Source organism: Wolbachia endosymbiont (group A) of Gastracanthus pulcherrimus, from assembly GCF_964028265.1.
Taxonomy (GTDB): domain Bacteria; phylum Pseudomonadota; class Alphaproteobacteria; order Rickettsiales; family Anaplasmataceae; genus Wolbachia; species Wolbachia pipientis.
On the sequence record NZ_OZ034763.1, the window covers coordinates 1,211,995 to 1,228,321 of the forward strand.

Annotated in this window: 9 protein-coding genes and 2 pseudogenes; 4 read left to right on the top strand and 7 right to left on the bottom strand. The window is 33.9% G+C overall.

Going from position 1 to position 16,327, the window contains the following annotated elements:
• Both tnpA (ABWU47_RS06305) and ABWU47_RS06310 read right to left on the bottom strand, forming a co-directional pair.
• Complete coding sequence (gene tnpA, locus ABWU47_RS06305; RefSeq protein WP_006279552.1) at positions 1-438, bottom strand: IS200/IS605 family transposase; 438 nt, start codon at positions 436-438, stop codon at positions 1-3.
• Between the two features lie 93 nt (positions 439-531).
• Positions 532-1,686, bottom strand: coding sequence for an MFS transporter (locus ABWU47_RS06310; RefSeq protein WP_236717749.1), 1,155 nt, complete (start codon positions 1,684-1,686; stop codon positions 532-534).
• Between the two features lie 394 nt (positions 1,687-2,080).
• Here ABWU47_RS06310 and ABWU47_RS06315 point away from each other — a divergent pair, with 394 nt between their 5' ends.
• Together ABWU47_RS06315 and tnpA (ABWU47_RS06320) are read left to right on the top strand one after the other, a co-directional pair.
• On the top strand, positions 2,081-3,823 hold the full coding sequence (locus ABWU47_RS06315) for a hypothetical protein (protein WP_077188267.1): 1,743 nt from the start codon (positions 2,081-2,083) through the stop codon (positions 3,821-3,823).
• Between the two features lie 88 nt (positions 3,824-3,911).
• Complete coding sequence (tnpA, locus tag ABWU47_RS06320) at positions 3,912-4,349, top strand: IS200/IS605 family transposase (protein WP_006279552.1); 438 nt, start codon at positions 3,912-3,914, stop codon at positions 4,347-4,349.
• Between the two features lie 22 nt (positions 4,350-4,371).
• On the opposite strand, the pseudogene ABWU47_RS06325 reads toward tnpA (ABWU47_RS06320), so the two are convergent.
• The 5 genes and pseudogenes from ABWU47_RS06325 to ABWU47_RS06345 all read right to left on the bottom strand — a co-directional run.
• A pseudogene (locus ABWU47_RS06325) lies at positions 4,372-5,097 on the bottom strand (ankyrin repeat domain-containing protein); the annotation flags it as partial.
• A gap of 18 nt (positions 5,098-5,115) precedes the next feature.
• Positions 5,116-5,592 carry a hypothetical protein gene (locus ABWU47_RS06330; protein WP_077188269.1) on the bottom strand — a complete coding sequence of 159 codons (477 nt, stop codon included), beginning with the start codon at positions 5,590-5,592 and terminating at the stop codon, positions 5,116-5,118.
• 199 nt (positions 5,593-5,791) lie between these two features.
• Entirely contained in the window at positions 5,792-7,654 is a 1,863-nt protein-coding gene (locus ABWU47_RS06335; RefSeq protein WP_077188270.1) for a hypothetical protein, read from the bottom strand.
• Between the two features lie 131 nt (positions 7,655-7,785).
• Positions 7,786-9,006, bottom strand: a complete 1,221-nt coding sequence (locus ABWU47_RS06340) for a DNA modification methylase (protein WP_353285634.1) — start codon at positions 9,004-9,006, stop codon at positions 7,786-7,788.
• Positions 9,007-9,120: 114 nt separating this feature from the next.
• Positions 9,121-9,576 carry a crossover junction endodeoxyribonuclease RuvC gene (locus tag ABWU47_RS06345; protein WP_077188271.1) on the bottom strand — a complete coding sequence of 152 codons (456 nt, stop codon included), beginning with the start codon at positions 9,574-9,576 and terminating at the stop codon, positions 9,121-9,123.
• A gap of 634 nt (positions 9,577-10,210) precedes the next feature.
• On the opposite strand from ABWU47_RS06345, the pseudogene ABWU47_RS06350 reads away from it, so the two are divergent.
• A pseudogene (locus ABWU47_RS06350) lies at positions 10,211-11,236 on the top strand (virulence RhuM family protein).
• Positions 11,237-13,711: 2,475 nt separating this feature from the next.
• Positions 13,712-15,826: an AAA family ATPase gene (locus ABWU47_RS06355; protein WP_151807610.1), complete on the top strand. Its 2,115-nt coding sequence runs from the start codon at positions 13,712-13,714 to the stop codon at positions 15,824-15,826.
• The last annotated feature ends 501 nt before the right edge of the window (positions 15,827-16,327 follow it).

A 16,327-nucleotide genomic window follows, 5' to 3' on the forward strand; every position in this document is an offset into this window, starting at 1 on the left:
CTACTCCAATCTTATACTAGATATAGAATGAGGCTGATGTGCATCTGTATGTTTATTGATGTACTCATTAATGACTTCATCTGTGATATGTCCGCTGGTAGCACTAAAGTATCCTCTTCCCCAAAAACGCTTTCCCCAGTACATTTTATTTAGCTCTGGAAATTCTTGTTGAACTTTGCGTGAAGACCTGCCTTTGGCTCTTTGAACAAAATCACTCACAGCTATATGAGGAGGTATTACTACGAATAAATGTAAATGATCTGATGATATTACTCCGTTTTCTATCTTAATCCCCATTTCTTCAGATACTTCTGCTATGATTGTTCGTATTCTCTCCTTCATAGCCTTAGTTAATACTCTGTACCGATATTTTGTAATCCAGACTATATGGTACCTATGATAAAATACAGTGTGTTTTCCTTTGTCATATTCCGTCATAACTATACTTTATAAAGTACAGTTATGACATTGACAAACTAAAGTTTCTCCACCTAGAAGGTGGAGGCTTGTACCATCTTATGGAAAGTCAAGCTAACCTTTTTTATAGTACGCTATAGCTGTAAGTAGACAAAAGCCTGCCATTCCTATCAACAGGCATACAGGTATTATCAACATGGATTTTGTCATTACACCAGCACCGTAGAAGGGAACTCCATTAACAACTTTACCATCCCAATGGAAATTCATTACACCTGCAATAACAGTATGGAAAAGATAACCAAAACTCATAACTATAGCATTACTTATAGAACCTGCACTTGCTACCAAATCATTCTTCACAAAACTTACAACCTTTGCATTGACAACTATCTGATATGCAGAAGCAAGGCCAATGATAAATAGTAATATGCATGCCAAAGATGCACTAATATTGCATACGAAAAGTAACAAGAATACTACTAGCATAGACAGAGCACAAAAAATTATTATTTCATAGTGCTTAGTTGGGTACTTTGCTAACACGTGAGGGAGTAATAAAATCCCAAGACCAAAACCCACCAGCACCCATTTTGAAATGCTATATGCAATTTGGCTATCTATAGAGTACATCTCGTGCAAAAAAGCCACAGACCATCCATCTGCAAAGCCTTCTAGTGGCCCAACCATCAACCCACCAAACAAACTTACCAGTAAAATATTCTTATTGAGAATGGCTCCACCTAAGTTTTTAACACTTACTTTATCTATTTTACCTGCTTTAGGCACAAGCATAAAAGTAGCTAAAGCGAGCGACAGTCCAATTATCACACAAGCAGTAAGTACATAGTACCACCCAAACTCATCAAACAGAGTATGTAATGGTTTGGTAGCAAACACACCACCCGAAATGCCAATAATAACTGATATGCTAAACATAAAGGTAAATTTTTCTCTACGATAACAGAGACTTATCACCTTAAAGAGTCCAAGTACTGAAGCAGAGGACCCAATGCCAGTAATGATTCTTCCAATAATAGAATAACTCCAGCTGTTGGAACTGAACAAAGGCAAAGTACCTAGAGATGTTAATACAATGCAAACCGGAACAACAACTTTAGGACCAAACCTATCTAAGAGAATGCCTATAGGAATATGTGCTAACACAAAACCCACATAATATAATCCACAAAACTGTCCTATTTCTGTCGTGCCCACATCAAACTTTATTATTAACTCAGGTGCGATTATATTTGGAATTACACGCAATACGTATTGGTAGGCATAAAACAGAGAAAATAGCAACCAGACTAGAAAATTTCTTTGTGAGACCAATTTCACTTTCAAGCTACAACTAATTTATTTGCAAAAAACAAAATTTTTATAAACATTTCCCAAAAGCACAAAAGTTGAACTTACATTTTTTGTTAGTGAAAAACAACTGCCACCAAGTGATAGCTTAATCAAGCAAATTATTTAACTTCTTTTTGAGAGTATGAAACTATGACAAGTTGCTTCTGCTTTTCTGTGGCTAACTCGAGTTATTATAAGAAATGCTATAACCGCTTGCAAGCGATTAATGGCTAACATTAATGAAGTAGTATTTAATAGAAATGAAATAAAATTCATGTACTTTGTATTTTTAAAATTAGTGTAAAACATTATGACAGCTAGTATAGAATTCAAGAATGGTACAAATGTGCCGATATCTTTTCTAAAAGATATTCAAACTATTATATTGAGTGATGGTAGTGGTAATAGGTATAGTCTAGATACATCAGAAGGCGAGCTGAAGTTGAAATATGCACAACATAATCAATTTGAATCAGAATACAAGGTAAGCGGTTTAGTCGAAGCGTTAGGAAGTTTATTAAGCATGAAAAGTGGTCGTTATGATGATAGTGGCAATGAAGTGACAGTGCTTGCAGAAAAAGTAATAGAAAAGCCAATAGTTGAAGCAATACTTTATGCAAAAGGTGATGATAATAATAGAATATCTGATACTGTACTTGCTCACACATTTGCCAGAAGAGACGATATCTCTAGCTATTTAAAGTCAGCACTAGAGAAAAAAGCCAACAAATCTGAGCTAGATAAAAAAGCTGATGCAAATAATGTGTATAGCATGAAGCAAATAGATGGAAAATTAGAAGCCAAAGTAGGTACTTGTGATGTGTATTTCAAGGAAGATATAGAAAAAAAATTAGGAACTAAAGCTAATATTGATAATGTTTATGATAAGGCAGAAGTAGATAATCAATTATTAATGAAAGCTAATACTTTTGAAGTATATAAAAAGCCAGAAGCAAATGAAAAATTTTTTCCTCTTGCAGAACATGGAGGATTAGCGAAGGATATACTAAATAAGCGCACGGATAATGGAGGGTCAATATTAGTTGAAACACTAGGAAAGTTTCTTGATGAGGAGTATCCATGGTATGGTTATGATAGAAACCAAAAAGCAAGAGATTTCCTGGCTGATAAAGGCAAATTTGCCAAGGTTGATGATTCGAATATAAAAATACCAGATCTTAAAGATAAAATACTTAGTCCAACAGGAGGAGATGAAGAAAGGTCCATCCCAGTAGAAAAATTAGTAGGATGCCTTGATCAAGTTTATGGTAAGGAAAAAACATATGATTCTGAAGTGGAAAGGAATTTTTTGGAAGAGTTAGTAATACAAAGTCCAAAAGATACAGATAAAGTTCGAGAGCTGGAGGATAGAAATGTAATCGAATTAGCACCTGGTTTGACAGACCAAAAATTAATTTCTGATGAAGTAAATCGACTAAAAAGAGTGATTTTAGATTCAGTAGATAACCTCAATAATATTAAGGTTGCAATGCAGAAATGTCTTGGGGATAACATGGATTATCAAAGGTTAATAGCTGGTGATCTAGCTTTGCAAACAACTATGTTCACTGGTGAAAATAAAATAGAATCAGTAAATAAAACTATAGATTATCATGGCATAACTGATAGAATACCAAATGCCATCGAGGATACCAAACCCGTTCAAGGCACTGTAGAAGATTATTCTAATCAAAATGAAATAGATCTATTAGATAATACCACTATAAGTACCAAGTTACTTGCTGATAGAAATCAGGTATCTGTTAATGAATCTGGAAATGCTAGCGTGGAAGGATTAGAGATACCAGATGTGAAGGAAAGTACAATAGAAAAAGGTAAAGAATTGATTTTAAAGGAAAAGTCGGAAATATTTTCTGGCTCTAGCAATCATGATATGAAAAGAAAAGAAGATGGAAATTTTACAGAGGATTTCACAAATATGGTTATCTCGGACAATCTGATATCTGATACAGGAGCGAGAGAAGCAGCTTCACAACAGACTCTTAATACTCTAGATGACTATAATATTCTACCTTCACCTGATTTGTGTTGACTTTCCATAAGATGGTACAAGCCTCCACCTTCTAGGTGGAGAAACTTTAGTTTGTCAATGTCATAACTGTACTTTATAAAGTATAGTTATGACGGAATATGACAAAGGAAAACACACTGTATTTTATCATAGGTACCATATAGTCTGGATTACAAAATATCGGTACAGAGTATTAACTAAGGCTATGAAGGAGAGAATACGAACAATCATAGCAGAAGTATCTGAAGAAATGGGGATTAAGATAGAAAACGGAGTAATATCATCAGATCATTTACATTTATTCGTAGTAATACCTCCTCATATAGCTGTGAGTGATTTTGTTCAAAGAGCCAAAGGCAGGTCTTCACGCAAAGTTCAACAAGAATTTCCAGAGCTAAATAAAATGTACTGGGGAAAGCGTTTTTGGGGAAGAGGATACTTTAGTGCTACCAGCGGACATATCACAGATGAAGTCATTAATGAGTACATCAATAAACATACAGATGCACATCAGCCTCATTCTATATCTAGTATAAGATTGGAGTAGCTTTAGCTTCTCATCGCGCTTCCAGAGCTATATCCAACCTTTCGGCTCTCAGCCGATAGTGGTTGAGTTGAGCATTAGGCTCCTTTATTAAGCATTTGAGGATATCAAGACATAAGTCTCTTTCATCGTAATTAGTATTACTTACAGCTATATGAACAGGTGACAATTTCATTGAGTTTTGTCCCATGCGTGCACTATTCACATCTGCTCCAAGCTTCAGCAGTAACTTTACTATCTCCAACTTTTTATTATTAACTGCATAGTGCATTGGTGTCTGATTTCGCGCATCAAAGACATCTATTTCAGCGTTTCCTTCTCTTATCAAAATCTTTACAACTTCTGCATGTCCTATGCCTGCTGCTAGATGTAATGGCGTATGATGCAGAGCATTTCGTACGTTAACGTCAACACCTTTTCCTATCAAATATCTAACTGCATTAACTTCACCTATCATTGCAGCCAAATGAAGTAAGCTATCTTGTTCTGACCCGTACTTGTTATTAATTAGCGCTTGTAATATTTCTGCTTTTTTTCCCTCTTTGGCGTAATCAAGAGATGTTTTACCATCATTATCTTCTACAAAAGGATTAATATTCTTTTTTGTGAGTAGCAGATCCACCATGCTTAACTCGTCAAATTCTATAGCGCAATGTAGTGGTGTTTTTCCATTTAATCCTCTAACATTAACATCTAATCCAGGTTGATTGATGAGACACTTTATTAACTCTAAACTTAAGTTATCAGCCATTTTATATTCAAAATCTTTTTATATTTGAAATTTAGTGTTAGATAATTCTTGGAGTGAGTTTGTAATCTCTTCAGTTAGCGCCATATGAATCTTTTCAGTGTCACTCAGTGATGCAAGCAGCGCTGAAACTCTATTTGGAATATTAAGTAAATTATTACGGACAACTCTTGCTACATTAAATGCTTCAGTTTTTACTTCCTCTACTGCTACAAGTTCTCCTATCTCAGCCTTAGCTTTTGCCTCAAGCAGTTTACCACGTTCCATTTCATTTTTTATTCTAGTTTTCAGCAACATCGTGGAAAGATTACTTGTATTTTCTGGATTTTTCCTCCTCAGTGGCTGACTTGGATCTCTTATTGCCGCTACTGCTTCATTTGCTTGTTCTCGGTCGATCAAACCATCCTCCAACTTAACTATTCCTTTTTTTACTAAATAACAGACATATTGCTTTGATACTCCTATCTCTCTTGCCCATTCTGTTTGTGTGATTTTCACTTTTTTTTCTCCTCTCTCTTGTTTCTACGAATTTTCTTCTTGAATCTCTGAAAAGGTTTTGCCAGTATCAGCAATTCCCCACCTGTTTATACTTGCCAGCGTCTTAGAGATATTTTACTAATATAGAGCGAAGTACTCCGGTTTTACGAAGCAATGCTCTATAGCTGCTTTCTTTTTACATAGTGAAATTTGGCTATTTTCAACTAATACTATAAATTACATCTTTGTAGTTATGAGATTCAACCACTACTTGCTCTAGCCTTAAACTGCTGCATTTAGCAGCTTTACTATGGTTTTCTTCAAGCACTTTTGTCCTTGCTTCCTTTATTTCCTCAATGAACTTTCCATTAACTTTTTCTGGTTCAATTCTTTCCTCACAATATACAAGATTTGTGCAATTTGTTTTTCTGTAGTAATGTACTCCAAGGAATATCACTGATAGTGCAAGTATACTCGAGCCTGCAAGTAGTGATAACCCTACGTTATTAATCAAAGCGTTCTGGTAAAACTTCTGTACACTATTAATACCACCTTCTACATACAGCAATAAAGGCAATACTATATTTGCAGCAACCAAACTGCTTAATAATGCTGTAAATAATGGCCTATCTTTGATTACTGATCCTACTTTATTTCTTCTACTAATGACTTTGTCGTCAATATTAATGAAGTTGTTCTTACCCTTCCAAGCGTTAAGTGTAAAATGTGAATGAGTACCATTGCTGTATTCCAGTTTGAATGATTTTATTACTTTATCTTTTGGTTGATACTTTAGCACCTGATTCAAAGTTTCATTCGCATTCTTTCCTCCTATTTGACACTCTTCAGTATCTCTAAATTGCTTTATTCCACAAAATATTGTGCTAATTGCAAGCAATGAAGTAATTGCTATCATTGGCATAGTAATATAGAGAGGGCTGTTTGCAAAAAATGCAATAAATTGTCCTTTATCCTGTAGATATACCAAAGCTGCAGAAACGCTAAGTGCAACAGCAGCTATACCGAAAATTATAAATTCCTTCTGCTGCACTGCATATTTTACTCTTGGCAAAATTCTATTTGTTTTCTTTTCTTTTTTAATTAACGGGGTTTCTTCATTATCACTTTTTTCTGATGAGCTAGTTGAAAGTGTAACTGGACTATCATGATTTAATGACATATTCTCCCATCCTTGATTGCCACAAGACTCACTCATCTCTGCACTTCTATTGTCTATTCCACTATCACTTCCTTCCAAACTCTTTTTTAAAAATTTTGTATTCAGATCTACAGGTTCATCAATTGATCCTTTCTTAATTGATGTTTCTTCAGAATTTGAATTTTCTATCTCTGGACTTTGATCATTTATTTTACCATCTAAACCTCTTTTCGAGAATCTTTTACTTTGGTCTATAGTTGCATACATAGGTTCTCCTATAGCTTCTTGCTCATCACATTTTTCTCCATTTAATTGGAAAGAAGAATGTGGTGGCTTTGGTGGTGCAATATCCTGAATAATACTCAACCGATGATTTTCTGCTGTTCTAGGCGAAGGTGGAGCTACATTTCTAATATTGTCCTTCTCCAACATTCCATTCCTAGGTAACGGCTTTGGTTTATCTCCTAATTCTTTATCCTCTTCCTCTTTTTGCATTTCTTTTGTGTTGTCTATTTGGGAGTTGGAAGATGTGTTTGATGCTGCCTCAAACTGATCAAGAGAATACGGACGGTTATATTCTATTCCATTTGCCTCACAAACTGCATTAAATTCGTCCTCTATGTCTTTACCATCATCCAATACTAAAGAAGAACAACTCACTGAAAAATCAGCACCTGCTTCGTCTATTTTTGCTGTAATACTGCTATCGCTACTATTGCTAATCACATTTAAAGAAGCTAGTTTGCATTCAGTGTTCAGGTCAGGTTCTTGCTTCGTACCTTTTTCAAACAATTCAATTCTCTCCTTAACAGATAGTGTAGAATTTGAAACATTATTTTCTACTTCTTCAGAAAACGATACTTCATTATTTGTTTGCAACGTTACGATTTTAGGTAACGTGTTTGATTGATTCGTTGAGTACATCTTATTTAATTTAAAATTGATTTACATGTACTACATTGAACTAATTAAAATACGGTATATACCAGTAAATTAATATTACAACTACTCATGCTTACTAAATTTCTGTTTGCGTTATCTTTTCCACTTTTTTCTTACTGTTTTTCTTCTTGAATCTCTGAAAAAGTTTTACCAGTACCAGAAAGAATTGCTTCCCTACCTGTGCACACTTGCCAACGTTTTATGGTTACATCTACAAATTTTGAATCTAGCTCTATTGTCCTACAAATTCTTCCTGTTCTCTCGCATGCAATCAGTGTACTTCCAGAGCCGCTAAATGGATCAAGTACGATATCTCCTGATCTACTGCTATTAACTATTGCTCTTTCCATTAGCTCTACTGGCTTCATTGTTGGATGTAATGAGTTATGCACTGGTTTGTCATAAAACCACAGATCACTTTGATTTCTACCCCCATGCCACTCACGTTTATTGCCGCTTTTCCATCCATAGAGCATTGCTTCGTATTGTCTTTGATAATCTGATCTTCCTAGCGTAAAGTGATTCTTTGCCCAAATGATAAATGTTGACCATTTCCCTCCCGCTTCCTCAAATACTTTTTGTAACGTTGAAAACTCTGATGATGATATGCAGATGTAAATTGCACCTTTCGTATATGCTAAAATATGGGAACAGATGTCGTAGAGAAAAAGTTCGTACTTTTCACCTTGATTATCGTTTAATATTTTTTTCTCTTCTCTTTCCTGACTGCTACCGTAATCAACGTTATATGGAGGATCACATACGGTAATATCTGCCATTTTATTATCTAATACCGCTTTATATGATTCAACTAAAGAGCTATCACCACAATAGATTCGATGATCACCTAAAATCCATAGATCAGCTGGTTTTGTTATTTCTACTTTTTTGTTATCAACAACTAAGTCAGAAAGATCTTCTTCTTCACCATCTAAATCATCAAGAAACCGTTGAACTTTTTCCAATTCAAATCCAGTCATTTTAAGATCAAACTGTAAATCTTCTAGCTCCTGAATTTCCACTTTTAAAAGCTCATCGTCCCACTTTGCCCAATTAGCTGATTGATTGGCCAGTAATCGAAAAGCTTTGGTTTGTGGTTCATTTAAATTATCACTTAAAACCACTGGAATACTCTCCATACCAAGCTTTCTTGCTGCTTTAAGTCTTAAATGACCATCAACCACAGTTCCATCGCTTTTTGCAACTATTGGTATACGAAAGCCAAATTCCCGAATAGAAGCACACATTCTGTTGATCACATCGTCATTTTTACGTGGGTTACGCTCATATTCAACTAGGTTTCGAGTAGGATAGTAGTGGATTGCTAAATTCATATCTTAATAATTAAAAAGTTAATATTCAAAATATATCTGACGCTAGAGAAGGCCTGGGGTCGGACCCACCAAACCCGCCATTATGGCCGAAAGGACCCACTTTTATGGTATTTTTTATGTGTTAAAATCTTTACCAAGATTCATAGCGTAAAACATTAATGCCAAAGCATCCGCCTCATTATCATCTCTAGGTGAAAATCCTTTTTCCTTTACAGCTTCAATAACTTCACTCTTACTTGCATTGCCTTTGCCTGCTATAAAGCGTTTTATAGTCTTTACAGGAACACCTTTGTATGGCACATGATGCTCTTCACACCAAGCAGAGAGAACAGCCAGAAAACCACCGTAGCAATGCGCTGCATCTGTTCCTAAATGTCTTCTTACTTCCTCAAAATACACTGCAGTGAACTTATGTTCTAAAGAGTTAAGCCAATTACGGAAACTCAAAAAGCACATGCCACCTCCACTGAAACGACTACCATGAAAGCTTTTGCTCCCACTTTGAATTGCTCCATCTGTCAGAATTGCCCAGCCCGTTTGTTTGCCGAGGTCCAGTGTTAGGATTGACATTTGCTATTATTAAAATTACAAGTAGCACTTACTCCAAAATATCGTCTGGTTTCTGCAAAATACACTAGCAATTCATAGGTTTTTGTAGACCAACAACGGAAATTCGAGAATTATGTGCTACTGCAGAAAGTTGTTTTCTTATTATATATATTCACCAAAATTACAAAAACTGTTCAATTTTTTTTGCAAAGGATAAAAACCGTTGCTTGCAAGTTTGTTTTGTAACAGTAAGATTACTAAAAATACCATTTAATTAAGTTTTAAAGGGTACTAAGTGCATTCTTTGATGAGGTGCTGAGATTGATCTATAAAGTTACACCTAGCTTTAAAATGAAGTTTTTACCTCATCTAAAAAAATACAAGTATATTCAATGTTTGTTTGCCGAGTTTTGAATTGACACTTAAAGCTTTTGTATTTGAAGCACATCCACAAACTACATCAATGCCCTTCTATTATATATATACCGGATTTCTCACCACTTTTTCCGGGATTTTCTAAAAAAAAGTTAAAATAATTTTAAAACTGCTTATCAGCTAAAGAATAAAGCAGATAGTTCTCTATTTTTAGAGTTTTACAGTTGCTTGTCTTTTTTACAAATAACCCATATGCTACTTGAAGTAAGGTAGAGTAGATATGATAATAAATGGGAACGAAATTTTATTATATACAACTCCAGATGGAGACGTGAGAATTGATGTTTTGTATCGAGATGAAAACATTTGGCTTACACAAAAAAGAATGGCAGAGTTGTTTGATGTTAATATTAGAACAATTAGTGAGCATTTACAGAACATATTTGCTAGTCAAGAGTTAGATAAAGATTCAGTTATCCGGATTTTCCGGAATACTGCTGAAGATGGTAAACAGTATCCTACACAATTTTATAATTTGGATGCAATTATAGCTATTGGTTATCGAGTTAATTCTAAAAAAGCAACATTGTTCAGAGTATGGGCTACGAAAATTTTAAAGGATTTTATTATCAAAGGATTTGCATTAGATAGCGAACGACTAAAAAACGGAAGGAAGTTCGGTAAAGACTACTTCAATGAGTTACTTGAAAAAATCAGGGAAATACGAGCATCCGAACGTAGGTTTTACCAGAAGATTACTGACATTTATGCTGAATGCTCTGCAGACTATGATCCAAATTCAGAAATAACAAAACAATTTTATGCAAAAGTACAGAATAAATTATATTGGGCGATTTACGGCTTGACTGCAGCAGAGCTAATATATTCTCGAGTTGATCATAAAAAACCACATATGGGACTAACTACTTAGAAAGATGGTCTAGGTAATAAAATTCATAAGAGTGATGTAAGTGTTGCAAAAAACTACTTGACTGAAAAAGAATTAAGTGAACTAAATCACATTGTTTCAATGTATCTAGATTATGCAGAACTTCAAGCAAGAAAGCATCGGCTAATGAAAATGCAGAATTGGGTTGAAAAGTTGGATGCATTTCTATTGTTCAATGATTATGAAGTACTTAAAGATGCTGGTAAAGTTAGTGCTGAAGTTGCAAAAGCTCTAGCTGAAGGAGAATACGAAAAGTACAGAGTTATACAAGATAAATTACATGAATCTGACTTTGATGAATTGATTAAAGCAAGTAAAGAAAGTGAGAAAATAACTACAACAAAAACCAGCTTGTAGTTGAGCTATCTGTGTTTGACATCTTGCTTTTGTTTTAATTTCAAGGGGTGAACCACCCTAGTGAAAACATAAATCTTTGTCTCCATTGTACGCGATAAAATTGGAGACGTAAATAAATAAATTTGTCTCCATCTTGAACTATTGAGAGAGTTTTGTAGCTTATGTTTATGGCAAAACTTTTTTCTTTATCTTCACCTACAATTTGTTTATAGAGATTATTTAAAATATTTCCTTAAGAGTTTTAAATAAAAGTCGTTATATTTCAATAAGACCTCCAAAATAACCAGTTCTTGTTATATATATTTACCTAAATTACAAAAGCTGTTCACTTTTTTGAAAAAATATTTTACAACAAATAAAAAACATGATAAAATGAAACAAGGTTTTTTGTAGTAAGTAAAAGTTTAAGGTAAAAGATAATTTAGAAGTGCCTCATAATCGGGTTTTAAGCTACCTTACATAAGTAACTTAGGTCTTAGTAGTATAATTGTACCCTGGAGTCGTAGAATCTTTTTAAAACGATATTATTAGCCATCTTGTTTTTTGTAAGCATTTGTCTTTCATCTTTTTTTAGGTTATCCAAAATGCAATAGCAGGTTTTTCATATTTTTGTCTCTGTGTTGTATTTTTATTTAGGGCGATCTGATTCATTAAATCTTTTGAAAATGGAAAAGTAATATTTTCACACACTAAGTGGCTAAAAGCATAGAAATTCAGTGAGTTAAGTATAGTATGTTTTTGTTCCTAATTTTTCAATTTTACTGGAAATCACAAAACTCAGAACAGCTTCTTATTCCTTAAAACCTTACTTTGAAGAATAGGCCACACATTTATCTTCCTTTGAGTGATGCCTTTAATTATCTTACAATAACTAGGTTTATGTCTACTAATATCATGAAATGCAGCTGGTCCACCTGTATGCGTAAGTAGTTAGAGTAGGTTATAGGCAACTTTAAAAAACCGGTTAATTGCCACTTGAGTTTATTTTTTAAATGACTTTTATATTTCGGTTAAAAATTAAAATGGACGGTATATTAGCCTTTTTGAAAACCATTTCAGTTGAGCACCAGGTTAAAACTTATTACAGTTCATGTCTTTTTGCTTAACTTGTTATTTAAAAATTAAATATTTAAGCACGTTAATAATATTTAGGTAGGTATTATGAAAGGTACATATCCTATATGTTCTATTATTATATATTATTATATATTATATATATAATATATAAGGTTTTACCCGAAACTGGGCTACACTCAAAAACCCTCTATAATCCTAGCTTTTAAAGCAATTAAGAAGTTTTTTTGAATTTCAAACTTAAATTACTCTTAACCCTTTAATATAGCCGGATTTTTTCCTTTTAGGAGATTTCATTTTCCAATCTAAAATGGCTTAAACTGCCAAAAATCTATGTAATCTCGAATCTAAAATGCTTAATTCACAAATAATTATTATAAATAACTTTACTAATACCACATTTTTGTGGCTACTTCTTATAGACGGAAAATCTCTCCCCTGGGTATATTGTAAACACGTTAAGCTCTATTAAAGTTTAATAGAAAAATCGTAATGAAAAAAATTTTAGAGCAATTCATATTTCGGACTGCATTTCTAGTACAAAGAGTCCATTTAGTGGGGTATGAAAGCTAATAGAAAGCGGAGTTGTGCAAAATTTTTTAAAAAAGTGAACAGTTTTTAGAATTTTGGTGAATATATATAGTAAGGGAACAGTGTAAGTTTAAAGTTAGATGTTTTATAATAAGGAGTAAAAGTGTTTTGGAAAAATTTCCCTCACTTCCGGAAAGATCGATAAGGGATCCGGTATACTATAGTAAATGGTACAGAAATATAAGCATCTCTTGAGTTATGTTAATAAGTGAACTTAGTTTATGCAGTAAGCAACTGTTATAAATTTTCTACCATATAAGTATATTTATTTATTAAAGTAAGCTTCAAAATGCAAATTATTTGGCAAACCTACCAAATAACCAGATGAACTTACAAAGAGAAATACAAGAAAATCAATATCTTAAGAGAATTTCAAATGGCAAATAAAATTTCATTTGGCAAAATTGCCAATCGGCTCCAAAGCTGCGTATATGTGGAGGTTTAACCAAAATGTTAAATGGCAAATTTCCTTATATATAATATATATTACATACTATAAATATGTAATATATCAATGTGACAAAATAGAAGCATTATGATTATTTAATAGGAAGTTGACATAGTGAGGAAAATATTATAGAATTATAGTAGAGTATTTTGTCTTAAAAGAAAGAAAACCCTAAGAGCCTTCAATCTTACCTTTACTATAAACCTGAACTGACTTCCTTCACTTATTAATATATTTTTCAAGCTTTGCCAAGAGAACCACCTACTGCATTTTTTACTTCATGATAAGAGAACAAGACCGCAACCAATACAGCCTTGCTCAAAAACCTTTCAAACACTTAACTTTAAAAGGAGCTTCAACCCATGGTACAAGATTTTTTAACTGATGTCAAAGAAAAAAATACTTTAAATTATGATTTTAACAACGCTGTCTCACATTTAGAACCATTAGAGCAATTTGATGTAGAAGAAATAAAAAGACAACTATTATTAAACATCAGATCATGCCTTTCTTATTTATTTCCAAGAGGAACTTTTCATGGTGACAAATTTCAGATAGGTGATGTACAAGGTAATAAAGGCAAAAGCCTCAAAGTTGAATTAGCGTATGGCAAGGTCGGATTATGGATTGATTTTGCAACTGGGGACGGTGGTGACATTATTGATCTTTGGGCAGCTGCACATGGGAAAAACGCTAAAATAGAATTTGTTGAAGTAATTTCTTCGATAAGTGAATGGATAGGATGTAACAAGCGACCTACTAAAGAGCAAAAGAGAATAACTCAATGGGACTATCTCGATCGGGATAATCAGTTGATTGCCAGCAAATATCGTTATGATACTGCTTCAGGAAAAAGTTATCAACCATTTGATGCTAAAAAATCTACCTTTACTGCACCTGAGATCAGGCCTCTGTATAACATTCCAGGCATCACTAAATCTGATAGAGTGATATTGGTAGAAGGGGAAAAATGTGCTGAGCTACTCATAGAACAAGGGATCACTGCAACAACAGCAATGTTTGGAGCAAAAGCACCTATTGAGAAAACTGATTGGACTCCACTTAAAGGTAAACACATTATTATATGGCCAGATAACGATGATCCTGGAAAAGATTATGCTCAAGAAGCCGCAAAAAAGCTTTCTGGTTTTGGAGTTGCATCACTTTCTATTCTCAAGATTCCTCAAGATAAGCCAAAATCTTGGGATGCTGCAGATAGTGTGCTAGAAGGAATGAACGTTGAAGAATTTATCCTTAACAACAAAAGCCCTTATTCTTCAAGAAAGTCAAAAAGAATTGATACTACAGTTTGGACCAATATCCCTCCAGAAAGAAAGTGGGTTATTAAGGATTGGCTCCCTGTAGGAAGTGTTACAGCTCTTTATGGTGATGGTGGTGTTGGAAAATCTCTCCTTGCTCAACAATTAATGACAGCCGCTGCTTTTGGTAAACCTTGGCTTGGAATAGATCTGGAAAAAATAAAGACATATGGTGTGTTCTGTGAAGATGATGAAGAAGAACTTTGGCGTCGGCAATGCGCAATAAATGAATTTTATCAATCAGGTATGGAATCTTCTGATTTTCAGGATAATGTTGGCTTATGGTCACGAGCAGGGCACAATAATCAACTTATGGTTTTTAATAACAAAGATACTGGTCAATTAACTACGTACTTTCAAGAGTTACTTGAGGATATTGAATCGTTTCAGCCGAAGCTTGTGATATTAGATACAGCAGCAGACCTATTTGGAGGAAATGAAAACGACCGTTCTCATGTGAGACAATTTATTCAAGGTTGTTGTGGTCGAATAGCTCAAGCAATAAAAGGAGCTGTTTTATTACTTGCCCACCCTTCTGATGCGGGAATAATACGTAAAACTGGCACAGGCGGTTCAACAGCATGGAATAATACAGTAAGGTCTCGTTGGTATTTGACTAGACCAGATAAAGCTAATGCTTCTCCTGATGAGAGAATTTTATCGCGCAAAAAATCTAACTATTCGCAGTGCAATAACGGGCAAATGACACTTTACTGGAAAAATGGGGCATTTGTACATGACAATTCAGTTTTAAATTCAGAACCAATAATCAGAGATCAATATAGTAAAAAGTTGGATTTAGAACGGATGAGAAAACATGAGGTTATCTTGAGTTTAATTCGCAGTAGCGCATATCAAGGTAATATTTATACTGCTGGACAATTTGCAAAGCGTTTTGAAGGAGAAGAGGGTCTTGGCAGTGAGCGCAATATTAGAGAAAGAATAAATAATCTTGCAACTCTTGGACAGATTAAATTCTTTCGTAATGCTGCAGGATATGGGACCAATTCTAAATATGGATTTCTTTGTGTGCAGGATATGGAATTTAAAGTTTCAGTAGGAGATAAAGTAGAGCACAAGTTAATAAAGCCAACACATTACTATCTACAAGCAAATGGTGCGGTCTTGCCTATTAAAGATTTAGATATTTTGTGGTAATTTTTCAAAAAGTTTCTGAAAATAGCAATTACTTTTATTCAAATTTTCAGGATGTTGAGAGCATTTAAGAGGGGCAAGTGAGTTTTCTAAAAAACCTTCATACAAAATTTTCTTTACAATGAATAAAAATGACGATAAAATCATGTGCAAGTTTATTTTATACTAATAGAATTAGTATAAGTACATTTTATTCAAATTTTAAAGGGCATTACAGACGCTAAAGAGATACAATCGATTGGGTTGGACACACTCGCTTTAGAACTTAATTACAGGCTTTTTGGTGAATTAAGCAGTAGTTACCTTATTTCAAACAGAGTGGTCTAAGAGGTTTCATCAATAAAAACCATACTTGAAAGTAGCACACACTCAATTATAACTATGGTGCGTCTCTTTCTAAAATTTTACTTAAGAACTGCTAAGAATTACTACAGATGCTAATTTAACGAATTTTGTCTGTTCGATGTTAGTTATCTTCCTCTAGAAAATCAAAGTGGACTTTAC